Source organism: Lysobacter enzymogenes (assembly GCF_017168095.1).
GTDB classification, from domain to species: Bacteria; Pseudomonadota; Gammaproteobacteria; order Xanthomonadales; family Xanthomonadaceae; genus Lysobacter; species Lysobacter enzymogenes_D.
This window is the reverse complement of record NZ_LXSD01000576.1, coordinates 1-341: the sequence shown is the minus strand read 5'-3', so window position 1 is coordinate 341 and position 341 is coordinate 1. Positions and strand designations below refer to the sequence as shown.

Annotated in this window: 1 protein-coding gene; it reads right to left on the bottom strand. The window is 73.0% G+C overall.

Annotation, left to right across the window (positions count from 1 at the left end):
* The coding region (locus A7A76_RS22535; RefSeq protein WP_206413415.1) for a hypothetical protein at positions 1-341 on the bottom strand (341 nt) is incomplete at both ends.

Below are 341 nucleotides of genomic sequence, written 5' to 3'. Positions count from 1 at the left end.
GTAGGCCGGGTTCGGCTTGACGTGGTCTTCCCACAACTGCGTCAGCGACTTGCCCAGCGTGGTGTAGCCGGCCGCGGCCAGGCGCGCGTCGAGCGCGCTGTCGTCGATGTTCGACCAGTCCAGCTGCCAGTCGATCCAGTTGGCCAGGCGCTGCGCGCCGGTGCTGCCGAGCGCGTTGAACTCGGCCACCGACTGCGCGGTGGCGCCGTAGCTGAGGTTGTTGAGCGCGCGCACCGCGAACGGCGCTTTCGGCAAGTCCTTGGGCAAGGTCGCGACCGGCGCGGCGTGGACGTCGGGCGCGGCGGCGCCGGCGGCGGTCCGCCGGGCGTCGGCGAGCCTGG